The organism is Streptomyces sp. A 4/2, from assembly GCF_940670765.1.
Taxonomy (GTDB): Bacteria; Actinomycetota; Actinomycetes; order Streptomycetales; family Streptomycetaceae; genus Streptomyces.
Window position 1 is genome coordinate 126,688 of sequence record NZ_CALNVW010000043.1, and the last position, 23,666, is coordinate 150,353.

19 protein-coding genes are annotated in these 23,666 nt (G+C 69.2%); 11 read left to right on the plus strand and 8 right to left on the minus strand.

Annotated elements, in window-relative coordinates:
- Positions 1–60: 60 nt before the first annotated feature.
- The gene (locus NBY69_RS29795) at positions 61–876 is read right to left on the minus strand and encodes a class I SAM-dependent methyltransferase (RefSeq protein ID WP_250305002.1); all 816 of its coding nucleotides are present in this window, start codon (positions 874–876) and stop codon (positions 61–63) included.
- Positions 877–1,447: 571 nt separating this feature from the next.
- Here NBY69_RS29795 and NBY69_RS29800 point away from each other — a divergent pair.
- Positions 1,448–4,231: a LuxR family transcriptional regulator gene (locus NBY69_RS29800; protein ID WP_250305003.1), complete on the plus strand. Its 2,784-nt coding sequence runs from the start codon at positions 1,448–1,450 to the stop codon at positions 4,229–4,231.
- 48 nt (positions 4,232–4,279) lie between these two features.
- On the opposite strand, the gene NBY69_RS29805 is transcribed toward NBY69_RS29800, so the two are convergent.
- Both NBY69_RS29805 and NBY69_RS29810 read right to left on the minus strand, forming a co-directional pair.
- The gene (locus NBY69_RS29805) at positions 4,280–5,569 is read right to left on the minus strand and encodes an MFS transporter (protein ID WP_250305004.1); all 1,290 of its coding nucleotides are present in this window, start codon (positions 5,567–5,569) and stop codon (positions 4,280–4,282) included.
- Entirely contained in the window at positions 5,566–6,105 is a 540-nt protein-coding gene (locus NBY69_RS29810; protein WP_250305005.1) for a transcriptional regulator, read from the minus strand. Before NBY69_RS29810 ends, NBY69_RS29805 begins: the two co-directional genes overlap by 4 nt.
- 403 nt (positions 6,106–6,508) lie before the next feature.
- Between NBY69_RS29810 and NBY69_RS29815 the strand changes: the two genes are divergently transcribed.
- Positions 6,509–7,342, plus strand: a complete 834-nt coding sequence (locus NBY69_RS29815; protein WP_250305006.1) for a PIG-L family deacetylase — start codon at positions 6,509–6,511, stop codon at positions 7,340–7,342.
- Positions 7,343–7,751: 409 nt separating this feature from the next.
- Here the strand turns inward: NBY69_RS29815 and NBY69_RS29820 are convergent, their stop codons facing one another.
- Positions 7,752–8,354 carry a TetR/AcrR family transcriptional regulator gene (locus tag NBY69_RS29820; protein ID WP_250305007.1) on the minus strand — a complete coding sequence of 201 codons (603 nt, stop codon included), beginning with the start codon at positions 8,352–8,354 and terminating at the stop codon, positions 7,752–7,754.
- Positions 8,355–8,445: 91 nt separating this feature from the next.
- On the opposite strand from NBY69_RS29820, the gene NBY69_RS29825 reads away from it, so the two are divergent.
- From NBY69_RS29825 to NBY69_RS29850, 6 genes are all read left to right on the plus strand, one after another.
- Complete coding sequence (locus NBY69_RS29825) at positions 8,446–9,573, plus strand: ABC transporter permease (protein ID WP_250305008.1); 1,128 nt, start codon at positions 8,446–8,448, stop codon at positions 9,571–9,573.
- The gene (locus NBY69_RS29830) at positions 9,570–10,244 is read left to right on the plus strand and encodes an ABC transporter ATP-binding protein (protein WP_250305009.1); all 675 of its coding nucleotides are present in this window, start codon (positions 9,570–9,572) and stop codon (positions 10,242–10,244) included. The genes NBY69_RS29825 and NBY69_RS29830 overlap by 4 nt, the downstream gene beginning before the upstream one ends.
- A gap of 601 nt (positions 10,245–10,845) precedes the next feature.
- On the plus strand, positions 10,846–11,805 hold the full coding sequence (locus NBY69_RS29835) for a carbohydrate ABC transporter permease (protein WP_250305010.1): 960 nt from the start codon (positions 10,846–10,848) through the stop codon (positions 11,803–11,805).
- The gene (locus tag NBY69_RS29840) at positions 11,802–12,680 is read left to right on the plus strand and encodes a carbohydrate ABC transporter permease (RefSeq protein ID WP_250305011.1); all 879 of its coding nucleotides are present in this window, start codon (positions 11,802–11,804) and stop codon (positions 12,678–12,680) included. The genes NBY69_RS29835 and NBY69_RS29840 overlap by 4 nt, the downstream gene beginning before the upstream one ends.
- Positions 12,677–14,047, plus strand: a complete 1,371-nt coding sequence (locus tag NBY69_RS29845; RefSeq protein WP_250305012.1) for an ABC transporter substrate-binding protein — start codon at positions 12,677–12,679, stop codon at positions 14,045–14,047. Before NBY69_RS29840 ends, NBY69_RS29845 begins: the two co-directional genes overlap by 4 nt.
- Positions 14,044–14,751, plus strand: coding sequence for a glycerophosphodiester phosphodiesterase (locus NBY69_RS29850; protein ID WP_250305013.1), 708 nt, complete (start codon positions 14,044–14,046; stop codon positions 14,749–14,751). The genes NBY69_RS29845 and NBY69_RS29850 overlap by 4 nt, the downstream gene beginning before the upstream one ends.
- Before the next feature lie 182 nt (positions 14,752–14,933).
- Here NBY69_RS29850 and NBY69_RS29855 read toward each other — a convergent pair whose 3' ends face one another.
- Positions 14,934–15,461 (minus strand): TRADD-N-associated membrane domain-containing protein, encoded by a 528-nt coding sequence (locus NBY69_RS29855; RefSeq protein ID WP_250305014.1) that lies wholly within the window; start codon positions 15,459–15,461, stop codon positions 14,934–14,936.
- A 331-nt stretch (positions 15,462–15,792) separates the two neighbouring features.
- Here NBY69_RS29855 and NBY69_RS29860 point away from each other — a divergent pair, with 331 nt between their 5' ends.
- Positions 15,793–16,743, plus strand: a complete 951-nt coding sequence (locus NBY69_RS29860) for a DUF4232 domain-containing protein (protein ID WP_250305015.1) — start codon at positions 15,793–15,795, stop codon at positions 16,741–16,743.
- A gap of 54 nt (positions 16,744–16,797) precedes the next feature.
- Here the strand turns inward: NBY69_RS29860 and NBY69_RS29865 are convergent, their stop codons facing one another.
- Positions 16,798–19,614, minus strand: coding sequence for a glycosyl hydrolase 2 galactose-binding domain-containing protein (locus NBY69_RS29865; protein ID WP_250305016.1), 2,817 nt, complete (start codon positions 19,612–19,614; stop codon positions 16,798–16,800).
- A gap of 611 nt (positions 19,615–20,225) precedes the next feature.
- Between NBY69_RS29865 and NBY69_RS29870 the strand changes: the two genes are divergently transcribed.
- Positions 20,226–20,969 carry an SDR family NAD(P)-dependent oxidoreductase gene (locus tag NBY69_RS29870; RefSeq protein WP_250305017.1) on the plus strand — a complete coding sequence of 248 codons (744 nt, stop codon included), beginning with the start codon at positions 20,226–20,228 and terminating at the stop codon, positions 20,967–20,969.
- A 539-nt stretch (positions 20,970–21,508) separates the two neighbouring features.
- Positions 21,509–22,342, plus strand: coding sequence for an NAD(P)H-binding protein (locus tag NBY69_RS29875; RefSeq protein ID WP_250305018.1), 834 nt, complete (start codon positions 21,509–21,511; stop codon positions 22,340–22,342).
- Between the two features lie 91 nt (positions 22,343–22,433).
- On the opposite strand, the gene NBY69_RS29880 is transcribed toward NBY69_RS29875, so the two are convergent.
- Together NBY69_RS29880 and NBY69_RS29885 are read right to left on the minus strand one after the other, a co-directional pair.
- The gene (locus NBY69_RS29880; RefSeq protein ID WP_250305019.1) at positions 22,434–22,832 is read right to left on the minus strand and encodes a hypothetical protein; all 399 of its coding nucleotides are present in this window, start codon (positions 22,830–22,832) and stop codon (positions 22,434–22,436) included.
- Positions 22,833–23,237: 405 nt separating this feature from the next.
- A complete protein-coding gene (locus tag NBY69_RS29885) occupies positions 23,238–23,615 on the minus strand; it encodes a hypothetical protein (RefSeq protein WP_250305020.1) in 378 nt (125 codons plus the stop codon).
- Positions 23,616–23,666: the final 51 nt, after the last annotated feature.

Below are 23,666 nucleotides of genomic sequence, written 5' to 3' on the forward strand. Positions count from 1 at the left end.
CTTTCCATGAGGGGATGGTGCTCGTGCACCGGACGTCTGCTGACGCCCGGAGTCCATGGGTCAGCCGGTCGGCGGCCGGCGGGCGATGACGATCGCCTTGTGGTGCCGCTCCTCGTCGAGCGTGTCGTCGACGTCCGCGGTCCCGGGACGCATGCCGTACACGCGGAGGACGTCGAGGCCGGCCGTGCGGAGCGCGGAGCGCAGGCGGGGCTCGGGATGGTGACGCTGAAGGTGCGGCGCCTCGAAGCGTCGCCACAGCGGGGTGGCCTCGTCCCGTGCGAAGACGGTGAGGTCGGCGCGGGCCAGGGCGCCCTCCGGGTGTCCGGGTCCGCAGTGCCCCTGCCAGACGAAGACGGTGTCCTCTTCGTGTGACACCTCGTCGTGTGCGTACCAATTCCTGTACGTACGAAGGGTGTTCACGTCGAATACCAGCAGCCCACCGGGGCGCAGTGCCCGTGCCGCACTGGCGAACGCGCTGCTGAGTCCGGCGTCGTCGAGGAGGTTGTTCACCGCGTCGTCCATGCACAGCACGACGTCGTGGCCCGGACCTGTGCCGGGCAGGTCGCGCATATCGCCCTGCTGGAAGGATATGCCCCGGTTCGCCGCCTTGGACCGGGCCTCTGCGATCATCGCCGCACTCAGGTCGACACCTGACACCTCGTAGTGCAGATCGCGGAACGCGGCCGTGCTCCTGCCGGTCCCGCAGGCCACGTCCAGCAGCCGCTTGCCCGGTACGCGGTGGCGGTGCAGCAGGTCGTCAAGGAGGGCGCACCACCGGGGGTAGTCGTCGTGCCGGGTGAACAAGTCGTAGAAGTGGGCCAACGGTTCATACGTCGCCAGTGCGTGCTCGGAAGCGTCCGTCTCCGCAACTGTCATACCCTCTCCCTCGGTTCTGCGTCCGTGACCGGAGCCCGCGTCGTGATCGGGTCTGCGGACCGGTGCCCCCGGCGTGCGGTCCGTGGTCATTACTGTGCGCAGGGCGACGGGCGGCCGGTATCTGTCATCCGACTGGTCCTGGGGGCGCTGCCGCGATGGTCAAGAGATCGTCAAGTCGGTCGGGCCGCCCCACGGAGAGGCACGGGCGGAGGCCGTCCGCCGCGCCGACCGGCCGGGAACGGTGCCTCGAACGCACTGACCGCGCCGCCCTGGACGCACTAACAGGCCACCGTTACCAGCCGCTAGGGCATCGTTAGCGAGTGGTGGGAACCTCTTCTGCGTCGCAGTCACGGAGTGTCCCGCGGGTTTCCGGAGCCGTATCCGGCCGCGTTCGCTGCCCGCGCGTGGCTGGCGGCATTTCGCGCACGATGACCACCCACATCCAGCCGTCTTTCCCGTCCCGGAGCGCGCACAGGGGCAATCGATCGTCAAGCCAGGCAGAACCACGCGATGGCGCGACGGGAATACGCCGACGTACAGCCTGAGCCACCTACGGAGCGGGAGCATCGGAATGTTGGAAGGGCGAGACCGGGAGATCCGAGACCTTCTGGGGCTCATCGACGCCGCACGGAGTCACCGAAGTAGTGCCGTACTCCTGCGCGGCGGTGCCGGCATCGGCAAGAGCGCACTGCTGACCCACGTGGCACAGCAGGTGGAGCCCCCCGCGCAGGTCTTATGGGCGGACGGAACGCAGAGTGAGGTCAGACTGCCGTTCGCGGGACTGCACCAGCTGCTGCACCTCCTGCTGCCGGCGCTGGAGTTGGTGCCCGACCGCCAAGCTGACGCGTTGCGCGGGGCCTTCGGCATGAACGCATCTTCCGCAGAGCCGCTCCTCGTCGGCCTGGCCGTGCTCGCCCTGCTCACGAGAGCCGCCCGGCAGGCACCCGTACTCGTGGTCGTGGACGACGCGCACTGGATGGACGAGGAGTCGGCGGCCGCGCTCGCCTTCGCCGCCCGCAGGCTCCGGTCGGCACGGGTGGCCATGGTGTTCGCGGTCTGCGATGAGGAAACGTTACCCGTCCCCGTTTCAGGGGCCCGGGAACTGCGGCTCGGGCCCCTGCCCACCGCGCTCGCGCGGCGCCTGCTGGACCAGCACGCGCCGCGGGCGGCTCCCTCCGTGTACAAGCGTCTGCTGACGGAGGCCGAGGGCAACCCGCTGGCGCTGGCCGAACTCCCGGCCGCACTCAGTGACGAGCAACTGACAGGCGCCCAGGCGCTGCCCGACCAGTTGCCGCTCAGCGAGCGGGTACGGCAGATCTTCTGTCGCCGCGCCGCCGCATACGGTTTCCCCCTGCTGCTCGCCGCCGCCGAGCGCGACGGCGAGCTTCGCACCCTCCTCAACGCCGCCGACGACGCCGACACGGCCATGGACGTACTGAACGGGGCCGCAGAGGCCGGGCTCATCACCGTGCGCGGAGAACGGGTCAGCTTCAGCCACCCCCTGGTACGCTCCGCGACCTACCAGGCCGCAGCGCCCAGCCGGCGCCGCGCCGCCCACCGGGCCCTGGCCGGTGCCCTCGACCAGGAGGACGACCGCCGCGTCTGGCATCTCGCGGCCTGCGCCACACCTCCCGACGACACGGTCGCCCGTCTCCTTGCCGGTCTCGCGGACCGGACCCGGCGCTCCGGCGGCGTGGCGTCCGCCGTCCGCGCGCTACGCCGCGCCGCGGCACTCTCCTCCATCCCCGCGGCCACCGCGCGGTGGTTGGTGGAGGCTGCCGAGTGCGCCTGGGCCGCGGCCGAGCCGGCCCAGGCCCAGGCGCTTTTGGCAGAGGTCGAACTCCTGGAGCACACAACGGAGTTACAGGCCCGCGTTGCCTGTGTGCGCGGCACCATGCTGCATGCCGGCAGCGCGCCCGCCCTCGCCTGCGACACGCTCCTGCACAGCGCGCGACTCGCCCGGTCCCATGCACCCCAGCTGGCGGAGGAGTGCCTCCTGCTGGCGGCCCGCGCCGCATGGGGCGCCAGCCACCCGGCGAAGCTGACGGAGATAGCCGGCCTACTGGCCCTGCTCCCTCTGGAGAAAACCACGGACAGGAGCCAACGTCTCGACCAATTACGCTCCATGGGAGACGTGGGCCGGGGTGAGGAACCGGCCGGAGAGCCTGCGGTACGGTGCTCACCTCCGAGCGACGGGTGGGCGCCGACCCTCGGCCTCGGGCCTGTTGTGTGGCCTCCCGTGTTCCTGCCGTACCTCATGGGAGACGGCGAAGCCGGGCTCGACGCACAGCGGCGTTCGGTCGACGCCCTGCGGGCGTCCGGTGCTTCGGGGGCCCTACCGGTGGCCCTCACCTCGCTCGTGGCCGCGCAGTTGGTCACCGGCCGGTGGGCCGAAGGGGCGGCGCTCGGCGAACAAGCACTCACCCTCGCCGCGGAGACCGGCCAGTCCATCGCCGCCTGCCACCTCCAGGCCCTGCTGGCGTGTATGGCCGCGGCCCAGGGCGATTCCGCCCGCTGCCATGAACTGGCCGAGGCGTCCCTTGCGGTGTCCATGCCCCGCCGGGCCGCGTCGGCCGCCGCGATAGCGCGCTGGGCACAGGGACTGGACGCTCTCAGCAGCCTTCGGCCGCGGCAGGCAGTCGGCCCGCTCAGCGAAGTCACCGCCCCCGGCGGCACGGCAGAGCACTTCATGCTGAGCCGGCTGGTCATCCCCGACCTGGTCGAGGCCCTGGTCCGGGTGGGGCAGCGCGATCGGGCGGGCGCGGCGCTGCTGCAGTTCGAAGAGCGGGCCGCGCCCCAGCTCTCACCCTCGCTCCGCGCCGCATGGCACCGGTGCAAGGCGCTGCTGGCGCCGGCGGAAAAAGCCGGTCACCACTTTGCCGACGCACTTGCCGCGCCCTGCGCCTCCGGGTTCGAAACCGGCCGTACTCATCTCCTGTACGGGCAGTGGTTACGCCGCCACCACGAGATCAAGTCCGCCCGGCACCATCTGCACCAGGCCGTGGAGCACTTCCGGATGATGCGGGCCACGCCCTGGACGCAACAGGCACACACAGAACTGCGCGCAGCAGGCGTCCTCGACGCCACGCCGCCCACCAGCGGTCAGGACCTCACTCCCCGAGAGCTTCAGATAGCCCGCTACGCGGCGCAGGGGCTGACCAACAAGGACATCGGCTCCCGCCTGTTCCTCAGCCCGCGCACGGTGGGCTATCACCTGTACCGGATCTATCCGAAACTCAACATCACCTCGCGCCGCCAACTCCCGGCACGCCTTCCGAACTCATCAACCTCACCCGACCGCGGTCACGGGCAACTCCCGGACCCGTCGACAAGTGACGTCCCTACTGCTCGATAGATGCACCCACCCTGAAACACCCGTGACACTTCCGCGAAGACGCCACCACTATTCGGGTGCACCTTCCCGAACGGGGTTCGCGGATTCCGGGTGACGTGGACCGCCGGCCGAGGCAGCGCCGTGCAGTGCCGCCTCGACCCGGCGGTTGTCGGTCATGGTCGCCGTGACGGCGGTCATGGTGAGGAGGAGAGCGGCGGCGGCGTAGAGCGGGGTGCGTATGTCGTAGGTGGTGGCCAGCCATCCGCCGAGGAAGGCGCCGAACGGGGCGGCGCACATGGCGAGCATGCGGGAGGTGGAGGCGACCCGGCCCATCAGGTGGGCCGGGACGATCGCCTGCCGGAGGGAGGGCCCGAGCACCATCGTGGCGCCCATGCCCGCCCCGCAGACGGCGAGCGCGAGCCCGGCCGCGTACGGATTCGGGGCGGCGGCAAGCCCCAGGACGGCAAGCCCCTCGACCGCGGCCGTGCAGGTCAGCGCGGTGCCGGTGCCGAGTCGTCGGCCGAGGAAGGAGGCGATGCCCGCGCCGAGCAGGCCGCCGGTGGCCTCTGCTGTGAGGAGCAGGCCGTAGCCGAGGGCGCCGATGCCGAGACGGTCGTGTGCGAAGAGGGCGAGTACGGTCTCCACGGCGAGGAAGGCGACGTTCCCGACCGTCGGACGGAGCGCGAGCCCGAGCAGCAACCGATCCCGGAAGACGTACGAGGCCCCGGCCCGCGCCTGCCGAAGCAGCGACTCGCGGGCCTCCGGTACGGGCCGGGGCGCGGCGGGCAGCGACCGTACGAGCAGTGCGGAGAGCGCGAACGACACCGCGTCGGTGAGCAGCGGAACCGCCCGCCCGAGCGCGAGCAGCGCACTGCCCAGGGGCGGCCCCGCGAAGCCGGACGCGGCGGTCTGGGCGCCGCGCAGGCGGGAGTTGGCGCGCTCCAGGAGTGCGGGGTCGCGGCCGAGCAGATCCGGCAGACAGGCCGTGGCGGCCGTGTCGAAGAAGAGTCCGCCGAGGCCGAGCAGGAAGGCGACGGCTGCGAGCAGCGGAATACTCAGCACGTCGAGCCAGGCCGCCGCCGCAGGTATCGCGAGCAGTACCGCACGTGCAGCGTCCGCGACCCACATCGCGCGCCGACGGTCCCAGCGGTCAACCAGCGCACCGCCGAGCACCCCGAAGAGCAGCCACGGCAGCGTCCCGGCGGCCGTGACGACGGCGAGCGCCATCGGATCCCGCGTCAACGTCAACGCGAGCAGCGGCAGCGCGGCATGCGTCACCCCGTCACCGAGCGAGGACACCGTCTGCGCGGTCCACATCCGTCCGAACCCGGTCGGCAACTTCCTTATATCTGAGGTCACTTGGAATCCCCTTCGGCCTGCTCGCGCGGCGCCGGCCGGAACAGCGCGAAGGCGAGCGACACGTCCGGCAGCGACGGATCGGACAGCTCCCGGTACTCGTCCGCCAGCGCCTGCAGACGCGCCCCCAGCTCCGCGAACTGCTCACCGGTGAGCCGCAGATGCGCCATCCGCACGTGCCGCTCGCCATCCACCGGCGCCGCCTCCAGGTCCGCCACCGCATTGCGCATCAGCACATCCGGCTGCCCCACCCCCGGATCCGGCAGCACGATCGACCGCGCGGCCATCGCGTAGTACCGCTCGGTGACCCCCCGCACCTTCCGCGTCCGCACCACCTTCACCAGGCCGGCCCGCTCCAGCAGTCGCATGTGATAGCTGGAACTCCCTTTGGCGAGGCCCACCCGCGCGGCGATCTGCGTGATCGTCGCGGGCTCGAAGCGGAGCACGGCCATGATCCGGTGACGGGTGAGATTGGAGACGGCGCGCAGCTGTTCGTCAGTGGTGACGTGAATGGTCTCGGGAAGATCGTCGGCAGGCATGTGGCCAATGGTCAACGACTCTTGACCATTGAGCAAGGGGATTTCGTACGGCCTTCCGGAATTCGCTGTCCGGCGGGGGAGGCCTTCGCTCCCGCGCAAGGTCGCGGCAGCCCGCCCCCTGCCGCTGCCCGGCGGCGCCGTTCCTGACGATCGGCCGCCTGCTGTTGAGCCGTTGCACCGGCTGACCCTTCTCGCCGGAGGGCGGCTGTCCGGTCTCGTACTGTCCGGACCCGGGAACAACAGGTCCGGTCGGCGCGGTTGCATCGACCGAGGGACCGGCGCCGCACGGACGGGGAACACGGAGACCGCGAGGTCGTCCGCCCCACCAGGGTCCGGGCCCCAGGATCGCGGTACGCCCGCCGCGCACTCGTACCAAGCCGTATTTCTGCAGGAGGACTGTTTCATGACCGACCGGCCCTTGACGCTCATGGCAGTACACGCCCACCCCGACGACGAAGCCACCGGAACCGGAGGGGTCCTCGCGCGGTACGCGGCGGAAGGGATCCGCACGGTTCTGGTGACGTGTACCGACGGCGGTTGCGGTGACGGAACGGAGGGCGCCAAGCCGGGCGATCCCGGGCACGATCCGGCGGCCGTCGCCTTGATGCGCCGTCAAGAACTCAAGGCGAGCTGTGACGTCCTGAAGGTCAGCGATCTGGAGATGCTGGACTATGCCGACTCCGGGATGGTGGGCTGGCCGAGCAACGACGCCCCCGGATCCTTCTGGCAGACCCCCGTGGAGGAAGGCGCTGCCCGACTGGCGGAGCTCATGCGGCACTACCGGCCCGATGTGGTCGTCACCTACGACGAGAACGGCTTCTACGGCCACCCCGACCACATCCAGGCCCACCGCATCACGATGGCAGCGCTGGAGATGACCGCGCTGACCCCGAAGGTGTACTGGACGACGATGCCCCGCTCGATGATGCAGAGGTTCGGGGAGACCATGCACGAGTTTCATGAGGACATGCCGGAGCCGGATCCTGCCGAGGCCGCCGCGATGGCCGAGATCGGCCTCCCCGACGATGAGATCACCACATGGGTGGACACCACCGCGTTCAGCGGTCAGAAGTTCGATGCGCTGGCCGCACATGCCAGTCAGGGCGAGAACATCTTCTTCCTCAAGATGGGCAAGGAGAGGTTCGGTGAGTTGATGGGCATGGAGACCTTCGTACGTGTCCAGGACGCCACCGGCGCGGCCGTCCCCGAGAACGATCTCTTCGCCGGACTGCGCTGATCCGCCCCCTCGACCCGGGTCCGGAAAGCCGACCCGTCAGGGGCATGGTGCAACCGGGAGTTGCCGCGTGCCATCGACGGGGGAGTGGCCGCGACGTCGGCCCCTCGTGAGCCGGAGGGCTCTGCGCGCGGCTCCTACGGCGAGCGCGGGTGCCGGTTCTTCCTGACCGGCCCCGCGCTCGAGGGCAGCCTGCGCAAGCCCTGCCGTACCGAGCCGGGTGTCCGTATCGGAGTGCCGCCTGGTCGGCGAGCTCACCAGCGCCCCGGCCACGAACGTGGCGCCGACGCCAGCTGCCCGATCATCCAGCTCACCCACCGGGAAACCCCCGCGGAGCAGGACGCCACCAGCGCCGACCGCGACGATCCGCACGATCGGCGCCATGCCCGTGGTGGGCCCGGCACGGGCGGCTCTATCGGGACGGCAGGTCGGCCGTGAGACCTCCGAGGGCGGCGACAACCAGCCGCACCGCCCGGTCCGTCACCGCGTCGTAGTCGTCGCCCGCCTCCAGCGCCGTGGTCGCGGCGTTGACGAATCCCTGCAACAGGCGTGCTGTTCTGAGGGGGGCGTCGTCACCCAGGTCACGCAGGGCATCCACGAGCGGATCGAGCAGCGCGCGGTGTGCCGCGTCCGCGCCCTCACGCAAGGCTGCTGCGTCCTGCGCGCCGGCACTGGCGCGGGCGATGCGGTGCTCGCCGTCGCGGACCATCTCCAACTGCGCGGTGACGTAGGCGGCAACCCGCTCCGCGGGTGAGTCACCGGCGGCGGCGAGGGCGGCGTGAATGCGTTCGGTCCAGCGCGGAGCGGCCTGTCGGACCACCTCGGTCAGCAGCTCACGGCGGTCGGAGAAGTATTTGTAGACGCTGTTGCGGGCCAGGCCGGTGCGGCGGGCGACCTCCGCGAACGTCACCTTGGAAGCGTCGCCCTCGGCGAGCAGCTCCCGCGCCGCGTCGAGCAGAGCAGCACGCTGTTGGGCACGGTGATCGGCGACCGACGCAGCGTGGATCTTGGGCACGCGACCAGTGTAGTAGCCACCCCACTTAGGGACGCCGCGTCGCCATCTTCTATTTTGGGGACGCCTTGTCCCTATCTTTGGAAGGAGCGCCGTGTTCCTCGCCTTGCTGGAACTCAAAGCGGCCCGTGGCCGATTCCTGCTGATGGGTAGCGTCGTCGTCCTCGTCGCCGCGCTCGTCGGTATCGTCTCCGGCTTCACCACCGGCCTCGGTGACGACACCGTCTCCGCCCTGCGCAGACTGCCCGCCACCCACATCGCCTTCGCCGCCGGTTCCGATTCCGACCAGTTCGCCCGCGGCCTGATCGACGAGCAGTCCGCCGTCGGCTGGAATCGGGAGGAAGGCGCCGCGGCCACCCCGCTCGGCGTCGCCATCACGCGCGGCACCACCGACCGCGGCGTCGAGGTGGACCTCGCCGCGTTCGGTGTCGAGCCCGGCGCATTCACCGACCCCGGTGCCGACGAAGGCAAATCCCTGGAGTCGGCCGAACCGCACGGCATCGTGGTCTCCCGCCGGCTGGTGACTGACGGCGTCCACATCGGTGACACTCTCACTGTCGACCGGCTCGGTATTCGTCTGAACGTCATCGGCATCATCGGCCGCTCCTCCTACGGACACGTCCCCGCCGCCTACGTCTCCACCGACACCTGGCGCCGGATCCGCTTCACCACGCCCGGCACCGACGCGCGCCCGGACGACCTCCCACGTCAGTACAGCGCGATGGCACTCGAGCTCCCCGCAGGATTCGGCGAGAAGACCCTCGCCGCCGCGGACCGCCGCCACCGCACGACAACCGTCCCGCTCCAGGACGCCTTCGCTGCAGCCCCCGGCTACGAGGGCGAGCGCCTGACGATGACCTCCATCCAGACCTTCCTCTTCCTCATCGCCCCGCTGGTCGTCGGAGCCTTCTTCGCCGTCTGGACCGTCCAGCGCACCCCCGAGCTCGCCCTGCTGCGTGCCATGGGCGCGTCCCGCCGCCGCCTCCTCGGGCACACCCTCGCGCAGGCCGCTGTGGTCGTCGCTGCCGGTGCAGCCGTCGGGGGCGCGCTCGCCTCCGCCGTAGGCCTGTTCGTCGGCGAGCAGGTGCCCTTCAGCCTCCCCGTCACCACCCTCGCCACCACCATGGCCGCTGTGACCCTGATCGGTCTCGCAGGCTCCGCCCTCACCCTGCGCCGCGTCACCACCGTCGACCCGATGACCATGCTGGGAGCCGCACGATGACCCTCCGCCTCAATGACATCACCGTCACTCTCGGCAGCGGCGAGTCCCGCACCACCGCCCTGCACGGACTGACCACGACCTTCCAACCGGGCGCCCTCACCGCCCTCGTCGGTCCCTCCGGCTCCGGCAAGTCCACCCTCCTCGCCGTCGCAGGCGCCCTGCTCCGCCCGGATGAGGGGCAGGTCCTGCTGGGCGAGACCGACCTGGCGTCCCTCACCGACCGTGAACGCGCCCGCACCCGCCGGACTCGCATCGGCTACATGTTCCAGAGCGGCAATCTCCTCGCCGGCCTCACCGCCGAGGAACAACTGCTCGCCGCCGCCTCCCTTGCCGGTGGCAGACCCCGCGCCGTACGCGACCAGGCCCGTGAACTGCTTGCCGACGTCGGACTCGCACACCGACTTCGGCACCGCCCCGACCAGCTGTCCGGCGGTGAACGCCAACGTGTCGCGCTGGCCCGCGCGCTACTGACCCGGCCCGAACTCCTCCTCGTCGACGAGCCGACAGCCGCCGTCGACCGAACCCGCGCCGGCGACCTGACCGGCCTCATCGCACGCACCACACACCAGCACGGCTGCGTCACCGTCGTCGCCACACACGATCCGGTAGTCATCGAGGCGGCCGACACCACGATCGACATGCTGGATCACGCCACTGCAACAACCGGCTGAACCACGGATCCCACGCACGCCGAGCTGTACGGATGAGACCCCGGGTGCGATGAGCCGTCATGCCGGGCGATCGTCCATTCCGGCGCCGCTGTACGTCACCGGGATGACGTACCGGCGTTGAGGACCAGGAGGGCGGCGCACCGGACTACTCGCCCCGTCGCCCGCCTGGACACCCCTCGTCCACGTTGCCGCCCGGCCTCGCAGAGCAGAGGTGCAGACGGGGATCCGCCGGCACTTCGTGGAGCGCGTGACCAGGGAACCGGTGCTCTGGTCACGCGGTGCCGCAGGCTCCAGCGGCACCGTACATCTGGTTCGGCCCGGTCGGCCCGGTCGGCCCGGTCGGCCCGGTCGGCCCGGTCGATACGTCGCGCTTTCCGGCTGTCATCACACGACAGATGTAAGACGGACGCCGCCCCCTGATGTCCAGGGAAACCCCCGGTCACGGCGGAACGACAGGTATCACGCGGGGACCGTCCGGCGTCCTGGCTGCCAATTCGTAACACGCAGAGGTGTTCTCTTCTCGTTCACTTTGTTGGTATTCCTAGGGCCGATACCGCGCCGCCGGAGGCGCAGTACGGTTCGCCGGAAGGACAACGCTGTCTTGACGACCGACTTGATGCAGGACGGCAGAGCTGTCCCGCCAAGTCCGGCGACTGCCGGCGAGGCAGGGCCCCGGACCCCCGCACGGCGCCGGCGGCGCGAGTACCTGCTGTTCGCCGCCTTCGCCGCCCCGAACTTTCTCTTCCTGCTGGTCTTCGCCTACTGGCCGGTGATCTACAACGCCTATCTGAGCCTCACCGACTGGGACATGGTTTCCTCGTCGTGGCACATGATCGGCCTGGACAACTACACGTCGCTGTTCGCCGACCCCGACTTCCGCGGCAGCCTGTGGACGACCGTGCTGTTCGTCGTCGGAATCGTCGCGGGCGGACTCGTACTCGGGCTCGCCACCGCCCTGTTGCTCAACCAGCGGCTGCGCGGGCGGGACGTCGTGCGGACGCTGGCCTTCGCTCCGTACGTGCTCTCCGGAGCCGCCGTCGGCACTCTGTGGCTGTTCGTCTTCGATCCCAACTACGGACTGATACGCCCCTTGCTCGCACCCCTCGGCCTGGCCGCGCCGGCGATGATGACCGACTCCAGGTGGGCACTGTTCGGTCTCGTCGTGGTCTACCTCTGGAAGAACACCGGCTTCGTCGCCGTGGTCTACCTCGCCGGTCTGCAGGGCCTGCCCAGGGACGTGTTCGAGGCAGCGGCCCTGGACGGCGCCGGAGCGTGGACGCGGCTGCGCCGCATCATCCTGCCGCTGCTCTCGCCCGTCACCTTCTTCCTCCTGGTGACCTGCACCATCAGCACCTTCCAGGCGTTCGATGTGATCGCCATGATGACCAACGGCGGCCCCGGCACCTCCACCTCGATCCTCAGCTGGTTCATCTACGACCAGGGCTTCCGCACGTTCGACGCGGGCCGTGCCTCCGCCGCCGCAATGATCATGTTTGTGGTGCTGCTGCTGATCACTGGATTCCAGGCGCGCTTCCTCCAGCGAAAGGTGCACTACCAGTGACAGCCGCCAACTCCCTGCCGGACGCCCGCCCGGTCGCCACGGGCAGCCGCTCAGGTGTCCGCCGCGCCCAGCGCTTCGGTCTGTACGCGCTGCTCGTCCTGGTCGCCGTCATCGCGGGCGGCCCGCTGTACTGGCTGATCTCCTCGGCGCTGAAGACCAACCCGCAGATCTACAGCTACCCCCCGCACTGGATCCCCACCGACCTGCACTGGTCCAACTTCTCCGACGCCTGGCGCGCCGCACCGTTCGGCCGGTTCTTCCTCAACTCCCTGATCGTGTCCGTGATCGGCACCGCGATCGAGTTGACCGCCGCGCTGCTGTGCGCCTACGCATTCGTGTTCCTGCCGTTCCCTGGCAAGAAGGTCCTGTTCCTGTTCCTGCTGGGCGCGATGATGGTGCCCGGCCACGTCACGCTGCTGCCGAACTTTCTGACCATCGCCCAGCTCGGCTGGGTCAACTCCTATGCGGGCCTGATAGCGCCGGGCCTCGGCTCGGTCTTCGGCACCTTCCTGCTGCGCCAGCACATGCTGACACTGCCCCAGGAGATCACGGACGCGGCGAAGATCGACGGGGCGGGACACCTGCGCATCCTCTTCCGCGTGGTGCTGCCGATGTCGCGCCCGATGGTGATCACCGTCGCCCTGGTCGTCATGGTCGGCAAGTGGAACGACTTCATCTGGCCTCTGATCGTCACCAGCAGCACGGACATGCGGACCCTGCCCATCGGTCTGCTCTTCCTCAAGAACACCGAGACCTTCGCCAACTGGGGAGCGATCCTTGCCGGCGCCGTCATGGTGGTCGTGCCGGTCCTCGTCATGTTCTTCTTCGCCCAGCGGTACATCATCGCCGGGCTGACCCAGGGAGCCGGAAAATGACGCGAACTGCGCTGCGGGAGGTCACGGGCCCCGTGCTCGACAGGCGCAGGATGCTCGGGGCGGGCGCGGGGCTGGGACTGGCCGCGACGCTGAGCGCCTGCGGTCAGACCACGGGGCCCGTCGCACAGCCCGGCGGTGGCTCGGTACCTGATGCGTTCCGGGGGCGCACCCGGGTGGTGCTCTGGTCGACGTTCGCAGATCCGGTGGGACCGGCCCTGCAGAATCTCGTCGACGCCTTCAACCGCGAGCAGCGGGACGTGTACGTGGAGGTGCAGTTCCAGGGCACTTACGACGAATGCGCCCAGAAGGCGGTCATCAGTCTGCTCGGCGCCCAGGCCCCGGACTTGTGCGTGCTGTCCGACGTGAAGTGGTACAAGTTCTACTTCGGCGACGCCCTGGAACCTTGGGACAGCTACTTCGCACGGGGTGAGCTGGAGCGGACCTACAATCCGCGGCTGCTGAGCGAGGGCGTCCGCAAGGGGCACACCTGGTGGCTGCCGCTGGCCCGCTCGACGCCGCTCTTCTACTACAACAAGACCCTCTTCAAGAAGGCCGGCGTGCCGGTACGCCCCCCGGAGAGCTACGACGAGCTCTACGACTGGTCGCGCCACATCACCCGGCAGAGCGTGGGCGGCAAGCGGGTAGCTCTGGAGGGATACCAGAAAGTCGACGGGGACTGGCAGTTCCAGTGCAGTGCCTGGCAGTGGGGTGGGGCGTACTCCAAGGGCCTGGACGTCACCATCGACGAGGGCGGCGCCGTGGCGGCGGGCGAGTGGCAGCGAAAGCTGATCTTCAGGGACAAGATCGCTTACATGGCGACCGAGCCCACCGCCGACATGGGCAACCAGCTGATCGCCACGCTCGTCACCTCCACCGGCGCCCTGAAGAAGATCAACGAGATGGCGAAGGCGAACGGCTGGGAGCTGGGCACCGGTTTCCTGCCGAAGAAGGAGAAGTTCGCGGTCAACACGGGCGGTGGCGGCCTGGGCATATTCAAGCGCGTGCCACGGGAACGCAAGGAAGCCGCAGCCCAGTTCGTGCGCTTCCTGGCCCGCCCGGAGAACGCCGCGCGGTGGGCCATCGAGACCGGTTACCTGCCCGTGGTGTCGGCGGCGGTCAAGGAACCCACCCTCGTCAAACTGATGAAGAACGACCCGGCCTTCGCCACGGCCGTCAGGCAGTTGGACCTCACCCGCCCCTGCGACCAGGTGCGCATGATGATTCCGAATGCGAACGTGCGTATCTACACAGCTCTGCAGCGCATATGGTCGGCGAACACCTCCGCACAGCAGGCCTTCGCGGAGGTCGCCGACCAGCTGCGCAAGGGCGTCAACCGTTACGGCCCCATGATCGAGGAGCACTTGTGAACCACCCCGTGAGGCGTCCCGTGGTGTACGCACACCGTGGAGCCCGGACCGAAGAGCCGGAGAACACCCTGCGGTCCTTCCGGCGGGCTCTCGCTCTCGGCGCCGACGGCATCGAACTCGACATCCGACTCACCTCTGACAGCCACCTCGTCGTCATCCACGACAAGGCCGTGGACCGTACGACCGACGGCACCGGCCTCGTCGCCGACTTCACTCTCGCCGACCTCCAGGCATTGGACGCCGGGGAGGGAGAGCGCATACCCACCTTCGACGAGGCCATGGAAGTCTGCGGGGACGTCGTCCAGATCGAGATCAAGGCCCTGGAGGCGGTACAGGCCCTTGCCGAGCGGGAGCGCCGTACCCCGCTGCCCGGGTCGGTAGTGCTGACCTCCTTCAGCAAGACCGCGGTGGAAGAGGCCGCCCGATGGCTGCCGCACGTCCCCCGTGGCCTGATCACCCACCACCCGGGCACTGAAATGATCAAGGACGCGCTGGAACTCAAGGCCACCTGGGTGTGCCCGGAGCTGAAGCCCGAACTCACCCGGGACCTCGTGGACCGTTGTCACGAGACCGGCATCCAGGTGGATGCCTGGCCCACCGGGGAACGCGCCCACCTGCTCCGCTGGGTCGAGATCGGAGCGGACGCCGTGACCACGGACCACCCGGGGCGGATCGACGAGTGGCTGGCCACGTCCGGCAGTTGACGACGTGTCCCGGTCTTCTCGGCGGTGGGCGGAGGAGGCGCCGGGGCCGTGTCACCGGGGCCACCCAGTGGATCGGTGCGTCGAACGCCTCTTGCTGACCGAGCGAGGCGCCTGGACCACGACAGTGTTCAGACACGAGCGCGGGATCAGCCGCGCACGCTGCACCCTGATCCGGTACCGGATCAGGGTGCAGCGTGCGCCGGAACGCTCGGAGTGTCCGGCGCCGGTCGTGGAGGGCCGGCGACCATGGCCTGAACGACCGTCATCAAGATCTCTGCGCGCTGCTCGTCGCCCAGGTTGCCGTTGGCGATCAGACGTTCCGCAGCAAGATACCGGGACAGCTCCAGCGGTTGATCGAAGTACGATCGCAGGTGTGCGGCAGCCGCCTCCTGGGAGCGGACGAAGGTACGGCTCACGTACCTCGCGAGCGCAGCCGAGACGGCACCGAGTCCACCCGCAACGATGCCGCCCGTCGTCGTGCTTGCCTTCAGCGCCACAATGACGAAGGCGACGAGCAGTGCGAATCCGATGACCATCGCCATCTGCGAGTTCCGGAACGACTGCTTCGCCTGGCCGGTGGCGATCCTGTGGTAGAGCTCCAGCCGGGCGTGCGTTGCCGCCCACAACTCCGCCAGCGCCAGATGCGGCGTCGACATACCGGCGCAGCCGATGAAGGCTGAATTGCGTAGCCACGATGCAGCACGTCGCAATCGCTGTCACCACCAGGGCCATCTGGTCCGGTGCCGCCGGCCAGACCCGGATGAGCGTGAACGCAGGTACCCCAGGGAGCCCGAGGCACGTGACCATGACCACGGAAAGCAGACGGATCTTCGAGGCCATGGGCTGAGGGGATGGCTCGTCGCTACTCGGCATAACGCATCAGAATGCTGTCAGTTGCCCGGCGAGTCCAACTGTTCCCGTCACCTCCCCGGCCACGCCCCTCAGTTCGGCGCCTCCCGCTCCGCCACTTGTGACACCGCTGTGACTCGAACTGTGGCCTCCGTCACGGGCGCAGGGCCGACGCCCTGATGGGATGACGGGATGAGCAGACCCGCCCCACTCCGCCCGGCCCTCGCCGCGACCGGGCCCTTCCTGGTGGCTTTCGCCGCGATCGCTCTGCTCACGGCCTGCGGGGCGGAACACGCGGGCCGGAACACCGTCGCGAGCGGAGCCGTACCGCCGTCCCGCACGCAGATCGACGATCCTGGCAAGGACGGCGTGCGGGTCACCTCGCTGACCCTCCCGTCGCCTTCCCCCTCGCCCACCCGCAGTAACTCCGTCTCCGCCGACAGCCTCGCCACGGACTCGGGGGTCATGGCGGCCTACGAGGTCACCAACAAGGGCGCCGAGACACTGACCTACTCGGTCGTCTTCACCTTCATGAGCAGTGACGGCGGGGCCGTGACCAACCAGACCGTGACCGTGCGCGACGTCGGCCCCGGGAAGACCGTGCGGGGTACGGTCCGGGCCGGGGAACTGCCGTCCGCCGCGCCGCGGGTAGCGCAGGCCAAGGTGCTCGACGTGACCAAGGTCCCCGCGGGCGAGGCGCCCGCCCGGCAGGGAACATGCCCCGACTCCGGGATCCGGGTCAGCGCCGACGCGGGCGACGCGGCCATGGGACTGCGCGTCGTCGGCCTGCACCTCGACAACTGCGGCACCCACAGCTACACCGTCGAGGGCTATCCGCTGCTGGAACTCCTGGACGACGACCGCAAGGCCGTCGACGGCGTCGAGATCCTCGACGGCAGCGGCGAGATCACCACCGGCGCCGGGCCCGACGTGCAGCCCCGGCCCGTCACGATCAGGCCCGGTGAGTCGGCCACCGCCGGCCTGGTGTGGCGCAACACCACCGGGTCCGGTACACCCGTGAACGTGCCCTATGTGCGGGTCCGGGTGAAGGCCGGTGCCGAGCCGGTGATGGTGACCCCGGAGCTCGACCTCGGAACCACCGGAAAGCTCGGGGTCAAACCGTGGGTGAAGGTGGAGCGGTAGAGACCCGGACGACGGGTATGGCCGGCCGCGGTCGGCCACACCCGTGCGTTCCGGTCACCCGCCGAAGGTCTTCGTCGGCGGACGGGTCGACAACGCCGCCTGGTTGAAGGTGACAGCCACGCCGTGTCCCCGCAGCCGGGAGGTCCGCTGGTCCATCTTCCAGCCGTCGATCCGCACACCGATGTCCTTGTGGTTGCGGACCTGATCGGTGTCCAGCTGAACCCTGGCAGTGCGCGACTCGCCGCCCACCAGGTTCAGGTAGTTGTCGTCGAAGGTCGCCGGCAGGATACGTTCGCCGGTCCGGGTGTCGTACACCTGCAGGTGCACCATCAGTGCCACGCCCTTGCCGATGTTCTCGACCTCCACCGTCAGCTCGATGTTGCCCCTCCCGTGCTTCACGTCGGCCGCGACGGAGACGGCGGCCGGGGCCACATCGTCCAGGCTCAAGAATCCCGCGGCCCGGGTCGGGTTCTCGATCCAGTAGAAGTTATGGACCAGTTCGGCGCCGTGCGCATCGTTGAACGAGAGCCGGACGAAGGCGACATCGGAGGGTGCGCCGTTCAGCCGCGTGGCGATGTTGCCGATCACGGTGTGGTCGGACGCCGCTGCTCCGCCGACGCGCCAGGAAGTGTTGCTGAACGCCTTTCCGTCCAGGTCGTAGAGCGTGACGGCGACGGTGCCCCGCACGTCCGCTCGGGTGTGATTGGCCACCACCACGTCGTACGTCCGGCTGTTGAGGATCACGTTGACCCGCCGGCAGGCGTGCTGGACCGCGTAGAACGACGAGTGCGCCTCAAGGTCATGGGTGTACATCTGCCAGACGAAACTGGGCTGCGCGGGATTGGTCATCCACATGATGACGCCGGTGCGCGGGTACGGTTTGCCCGGCGCGGCGCTCTCCATGTTCGCGGCGTGCGCCTCGTAGATCGCCTTGATGCACTCGTAGTTCATCAGCTGGGACTTGCGGGCGAAGTCGGGGAGATTCTGCAGTTCGCCGTAGCGCTTCGCGGTGATCTGGAGGTAACCCGCGCCGCCGCCGTTGCCACCGTTGCCGTTGACGTCCCGGTCGGCCCAGAAGTCGTCCGGGTGTTCCCACGACGCCTCGGGAATCATCTTCTTGATGAACTCGAGGGTCGGGATCGAGTACGAGCCGACCTCGTTGTGGAACGGTGGCCAGTGCGTGCCGTCGTTGAGGTCGAAGTGGGTGCTGGGGGTGACCCAGTGGTACGGCCCGCCCGAACTGTAGCCGCCGATGGGGTTCTTGCCGGTATCGCCGGCCGAACTGGTCAGCGAGGCGCGCTTGGGGTCCAGCTCGGCGACCAGCGCGTCCAGGCCGTCGATGAGCTGCTGCGGCGGCGGGCCCTCGTTGCCGCCGCACCACAACAGGATCGACGGGTGGTTGCGGAACCGCACGATGCAGTCCCGGATATTGTCCAGGTCGCGGGTGACGTTCGCCGGCGGAGGACCTTCGGTCGAGCAGAAGAAGTCCTGCCAGACGAGGATGGCGAACTCGTCGCACGCCTCGTAGAAGTCCTCGGTGCTGCTCTGGCCGTTCCAGTTCCGGATCAGGTTGAGGTTGGCTTCGCTGTGCAACCGCACCTGCTCGCGGAGCCGTTCCCGCGGAATCCGCTTGAGCGCCTCGTCCAGGCCCCAGTTGCCGCCCATCACCAGGATCGGCTGGTTGTTGACGGCGATCGCCAGGCAGTCCACCGGTGTGCCGGACTGTGACTGGATCGGCTTGGTGTACTCGATCCGCCGAACGCCGAAGTCCACCGTCCGCTCGTCGTGGACCTGGCCGCCGGACTCGACGCCGATGGAGAGCCGGTAGCGGTGGGGATCGCCGTATCCGTTCGGCCACCACAGCTTCGGGCGGTTCAGCCGCAGGCAGGCGATGTCCTTCGAGGTCACCGTCACCGTGGATGCGCCGGCCGGCACGGTGACGGTCCGGGCGAACTCGCGGCCGTCGAGGACACCCCTGACCACCACGGACCGGGAAGAGCTGAAGGCGCTGTCGAGGGTGAGGTCAATCGCGATGTCGGCCGTGCTCAGATCGGCGGAGAGCGTCGGATCGACGTGCACGTCGGTCAGCCGGATCTGCCCCGTCGTGGACCAGGTGACCGGCTGCCAGATGCCCAGGTCCCGGTCGGGGATGGTGGGCAGCCAGTCCCAGCCCGCCGCGCAGAAGAACGTCGGCCCGTTCTTCAAGGTGATCCCGGTCTTGCCACCGTTGTGTCCGCCGCGAGTCACGCCGCTGGCGTAGCTCGGCAGCGACGGTGGGTCGACGTAGTCCAGTTTGCCGATCAGTACCGCGAGGTGAGCCGTGCCGCTTGCCTTCGCGATGATGTCCGTGACGTCGAAGACGCCCCGTGTGAACGCGCCCTCCACCGTGCCCACGTGGGTGCCGTTGAGCCAGATGGTGCCGAGGTAGTTGATGCCGTCGAACTGCAGCCAGAACCGCTGGCCGGGGATCAGCCGCGGCACGGGGAACGCGACCCGGTACCAGTAGTCGGTGTCCTTGAGGGTGTCCGGGACCGTGTCGGTCACGTTGTGGCCGTACAGCGGATCGGGGTACTCGCCGTTGGCGATCATGCTCGTGAGCGGCGTGCCCGGCACGACAGCCGGCTTCAGGCCGGTGATGCGCTGAGCGCTGGCCACCTGGTTTCCGGGCGGTGTCGTCCCGTCGGCCGCCGTGAAGGTCCAGCCGCTGGTGATCTCGTGGCCGTCGATGTGGAGGAGGCGGGCGCCTTGGGTGCCTGCGGTGCCGCCCGGCGCTGCGTCGGCGACGCCGGACAGCCCGAGCGCGCCGAGAACACCACCACCGGCGGCGGCAATCCCACTGGACAGGAAACGCCTGCGATTCAACTGGGTCACGTCGCTCCCGGTGTTCGTACGACAACGTTGTCAGCCCTGGTGTGGGTTCTATGGTCGGTAGGCCCTGATCCCTTTGTCAACGGCCTCGGGCCCACGCTCGTCACCGGGAGCCCGTAGCCGCCCTCGCCGACGGGATCCCCACCCGGGCCGCCGCGCCAGACCTGCCCGAACAACCGAACTACCCGCGCATCGGGCATCTTCGCGGTTCTCGACGAGGCACCCGGCCCGCTTCCGGGCCCGCGACCGCGAACTGCTCCCGAAGAACACCGAAGGCGTCCGAGCCAAACTGAAACGCCTGGTCACGCTCCACGTCCTCACTCGGATCTCCTCCCTCGGCCTCGACCACCCCTGCTGCTGCGGAGCGACCACGCCCGGGGCGCAGGACGGACGGCACGGCCGACTCGGCACACTGTTTGCCGCCGTGGATGGTTCCTTCCGGCGGGCGAGAACGGGCCGGGAACCTGCGACTGCGCGGCGCCCCGAGATGCAGTAGCCGCAAGTGCCGGAGCCTGCGGTGGCAGGGACAGTGGAGGGGTAGAACCCGGGGGGCCGCGCATCGTGGTTCACCCGCCTGCCGGGCGTCTGCCCCGGCCAGCCGAAAGGTGCTCCCCATGTCCGCAGCGCGTGCAAACCTCGCCCCGCATCCCCTCACCGCCCTGGTTACCGGGGCCACGTCCGGCATCGGCCGGGCGGTTGCCAAACGGCTGGCCGCCGACGGCATGTCCGTCGTCGTGGTCGGCCGCAACGCCCAGCGCGGCGCCGAGACCATCGACGAGATCACCGCAGTCGGCGGCCACGGCCGATTCGTCGCGGCGGAACTGCAGGACCCGGCCGGCATCGACCGGCTCGCGGCGGAGGTCGGCGAGATCGACGTCCTGGTCAACAACGCCGGGACTGCCGTCTGGGCACCGACCGAGGACATGAAGGTCTCCGACTACGACGCGATGTTCGCCGGTAACGTCCGCGCGCCGTTCTTCCTCGTGGCCGCCTTCGCCCCGGCGATGGCAGCGAAGGGTTCGGGCAGCGTGATCAACATCGGCAGCATGGCCGGCAGCCTCGGCTTGGCCAACGCTGCCGCGTACGGCGCGACCAAGGCCGCGCTGGCATCACTGACGCGGAGCTGGACAGCCGAGTACAGCGGTCGTGGCGTCCGCTTCAACACCGTTGCCCCAGGCCCGGTACACACCCGGGACGCGGACCGCGAACTGTTCGACGCGCTCGCCGAAACCACAGCGATGAAGCGCGCGGCCGAGCCTGCCGAGATCGCCGAGGTCGTCGCTTTCCTCGCCTCGTCGAAGGCCGGCTACATCACCGGCGCGACCATTGCCGTCGACGGTGGCCGCACTGCCATCTGACGCTGGTTCGCACGCCGGGCAGCCCTGACCGACGGGCCCCTGTCCGAGGGAAACAGGCTGGTTCAGGTGCCAGACACAGTCTGAGCTCGTTCTCTTCCTTCCGGCCTCGAACGGCGTCTCGTACCGAGTCGCTCAGCCGGGGATTCGCCGGCCGTGGGGGCGGCTTCGTCCGATCCGTGCTCCGGCCAAGGTGTACGTGACCAAGGCGAAGGCGGTGACGGCGAGTCTGCTGGCCAGATGCTGTCCGGAGGGAAGCGTTCGCGGAAGCGCCATGCTTCCGGGGCGAGTTCTACGAGTGTCTGACCGCTCGGCGCGACGCGTGGTTCGAGCTGGCGGACGCGGTGCTGTGCGCCGACGGTGCGGTGAGGTGTTCACCTGCTACCTGTTCGCATGTCGGCTGTCGTGCTCGGGCAAGGCGCCGGTGTACGTGCCGGAACGTGCCCAGCGGCAAGAAGGGCCAGGGATCTCCTTGACCTGAAGCATGATTGAGCTTTTAACGTGTCTTCCAGTTGACCATCTGACAAAGGGAGAACGCGCTCATGATCCTCGTGACCGGAGCCACCGGAAACATAGGCAGCGCACTGCTGAAGGAACTGCACGTATGCGGTGCCGGGCCGCTGAGAGGGCTCACCCGCAACGCTGCACAAGCCACCTTCCCCGAAGGGGTCGAGGCTGTGGAGGGCGACTTCGCGGAGCCGGCGTCGTTGCGGCCCGCGCTGGAGGGGGTGCGCTCGCTGTTTCTCGTGTCGCGTCTGGGATCTGACGCCGACATCCTCGAAGCCGCCCGGCAGGCGGGTGTAGAGCACGTCGTGCTGGTGTCGTCGATTACCGTCCAGACCCACCCGCATCTGGGCCCCGCCGGCGAGAACCTGGCGGTGGAGCGGTTGCTCAAGGCCAGCGGCATGGCCTGGACGATCCTGCGGCCGACGCAGTTCGCCTCGAACGCCCTGATGTGGGCGGCTCCCATCCGTGAGCACGAAACCGTCCGCGCGCCGTACGCGGAGACCGCACTGCCTACCATCCACCCCGCGGACATCGCGTCGGTGGCACGGGTGGCGCTGACCGAGCCCGGTCACCAGGGGCGCACGTATGCCTTGACCGGACCAGAGCCGGTGAGCGCCCGCCAGCAGGTGCAGGCCATCGCGGCAGCGCTGGGCCGGGAGGTGCCCTTCGCCGAGATCAGCCGTCGGCAGGCCCACGCACAGATGGCCGCGGTCTTCGGGGCAGAGGCCGCAGACGCGGTACTCGACGTCACGGGCGGAGACGTCAACGAGGCGCTGCTGACGGTGCTCGACACGGTGTCACAGGTCACCGGAACCCCGGCGCGGCCGTTCCGGCAGTGGGCTTCAGAGAACGTCACCGCCTTCCACTGAATCGCCTGGGCCTGAGCACGCTCGCTCATCTGCACTTGGGCGCGCGCTTTCAGGCCGCTCTGGCAAGCGGGGCAGCGGGCCAGGACCTCCCTCAGGCCGACCCTGCCTGCTCGGTCAGGCTCGTGGGGTGCCGGGTGAGCCTGCCGGTCACCAGCCGCACCGACGGCGCCCGCGTCGGTGCGCCATCCGGAGTTCGGCGCAGAGTGGCGATGTGGGCGCGGACCATCCGGTAAGCGGCTTCGTCCAGAGAACCGCGCCCAGTGACGTGCGCGATCCGTGGTCGAGCCGGGCGAGCGGCCTCCCACGCGTAGTCGACCACGGCACGGCTGCTGTCGTACTCGGCGAAATCGAGAGCCACGTAGTCGTGGCCCGTCCTCGTGTTGAAGGCCCTGATTTCCTCGTCCGCGTGCTCGTCCCCGGAGAGCACCAGCTCCGCAGCCCGCGCCGCAGCTCTCCCGGGGAGTGTGGCGGCGGCAAGCCGTCGCCACACTCCCCGACCGCGCCCTGGCCACTGATCGACACGGCCACACAACCCGGCCTCGCCTGCCCAGCCCAGGCTTCTGCATCACGCTTCAGGAACGGTCGGCTGCTGCCTCCACCCCGAAAGGGCGATCTTCCGCACATCGCCTTCGGGCACCAACCGCAACGAAACTGTCTGGTGAGACATGCAATTCGCGAAGAACGCAAGTCGGCCGAACTGTGCTGGGGGCCCCGCCCGTGCAGTTGCGGGGCCCCACAGTCGGCGGACGGCAGCGGGCGGTTGAAGGTTTGTTCGCGTGTACGAAGATCAGCGACGGCTTCAGCGCCTCAGGCAGTCGATCGACTGATGCGACGGGGACTGGCACGGCGCACAGCTACCGTGCCAGTCCCCGGCCCTGCTCAAACCCCGCAGAGACTAGTAGCGGCAGTCGGGGAGACTGTTCACGGCGGCGCTGTTGTCCACATAGGGAGCGTAGGTCCACCCGTATATGTACTCAGAGAATCCGAGGTCGTTGTGGTACTCGGCGATGGTGTGGTACCAAGTCCTCCCGAGGCCCAGGTCCTTCCCCAGGCGGCTGTAGCAGTCGACGTCGATCCCGTCATGCTGCGCGGGAGAGAGGTCCTTGGCGACCTTGTCGTTGTTGTCGATGACGTTGTAATCCGCGTACACGCCTACGTTGTGGCTGGTACTCAGCCGGATACCCACATCCGCGCTCGCCGGGGTGGCGGCCAACACTCCGACCGTGGCGATGGCGCCGAGCAGTGCCGTGGTCGCAGCCAGCTTCTTGCCCATGTGCATGAGACTTCCTCCTGATCGAGTGACGACGTCGCGGCACAGTGGCCG

Bases quoted from the DNA above. Each gene is read 5' to 3' on its own strand.
- NBY69_RS29860 (WP_250305015.1), top strand. From the start codon at position 15,793: ATGAGCAGACCCGCCCCACTCCGCCCGGCCCTCGCCGCGACCGGGCCC.
- NBY69_RS29875 (WP_250305018.1), top strand. From the start codon at position 21,509: ATGATCCTCGTGACCGGAGCCACCGGAAACATAGGCAGCGCACTGCTG.
- NBY69_RS29830 (WP_250305009.1), top strand. From the start codon at position 9,570: ATGACCCTCCGCCTCAATGACATCACCGTCACTCTCGGCAGCGGCGAG.
- NBY69_RS29885 (WP_250305020.1), bottom strand. From the start codon at position 23,615: ATGGGCAAGAAGCTGGCTGCGACCACGGCACTGCTCGGCGCCATCGCC.
- NBY69_RS29815 (WP_250305006.1), top strand. From the start codon at position 6,509: ATGACCGACCGGCCCTTGACGCTCATGGCAGTACACGCCCACCCCGAC.
- NBY69_RS29800 (WP_250305003.1), top strand. From the start codon at position 1,448: ATGTTGGAAGGGCGAGACCGGGAGATCCGAGACCTTCTGGGGCTCATC.
- NBY69_RS29870 (WP_250305017.1), top strand. From the start codon at position 20,226: ATGTCCGCAGCGCGTGCAAACCTCGCCCCGCATCCCCTCACCGCCCTG.
- NBY69_RS29795 (WP_250305002.1), bottom strand. From the start codon at position 876: ATGACAGTTGCGGAGACGGACGCTTCCGAGCACGCACTGGCGACGTAT.
- NBY69_RS29845 (WP_250305012.1), top strand. From the start codon at position 12,677: ATGACGCGAACTGCGCTGCGGGAGGTCACGGGCCCCGTGCTCGACAGG.
- NBY69_RS29810 (WP_250305005.1), bottom strand. From the start codon at position 6,105: ATGCCTGCCGACGATCTTCCCGAGACCATTCACGTCACCACTGACGAA.